This is a genomic window from Streptomyces sp. NRRL F-6492, from assembly GCF_001280125.1.
Lineage (GTDB): Bacteria > Actinomycetota > Actinomycetes > Streptomycetales > Streptomycetaceae > Streptomyces.
In genome coordinates this window covers 1-426 of sequence record NZ_LGEG01000139.1, presented here as the reverse complement: position 1 = coordinate 426, position 426 = coordinate 1, and the positions used below count along the sequence as shown (strand labels likewise).

The following is a 426-nucleotide window of genomic DNA, read 5'->3' as shown; positions in this document are numbered from 1 at the left end:
GACGACCGTGGCGGCGAGCGGCCCTCGTTCCGGCGCGATGAGCGTCCTTCGTACCAGCGTGATGACCGGCGCGACGACAACCGTGGCGGTGGGTTCCGTAGTGACGATCGCGGTGGTGACAACCGGGGCGGCGACAACCGCGGTGGCGGCTTCCGTCGTGACGAGCGTCGTGACGACCGGGGCGGTGACCGGCCCTCGTTCCGGCGCGACGAGCGTCCCTCGTACCAGCGTGATGACCGGCGCGACGACAACCGTGGTGCCGGTGGTGGCTTCCGTCGCGACGACCGGGGCGGCGACAACCGTGGCGGCGGTGGGTTCCGTCGTGACGATCGCGGTGGTGACAACCGGGGCGGCGACAACCGCGGTGGCGGCTTCCGTCGTGACGAGCGTCGTGACGACCGTGGCGGCGAGCGGCCCTCGTTCCGG

Annotated in this window: 1 pseudogene; it reads right to left on the bottom strand. The window is 72.3% G+C overall.

The window, feature by feature from the left end:
- Positions 1-426: pseudogene (locus ADL08_RS38725) on the bottom strand (hypothetical protein); the annotation flags it as partial.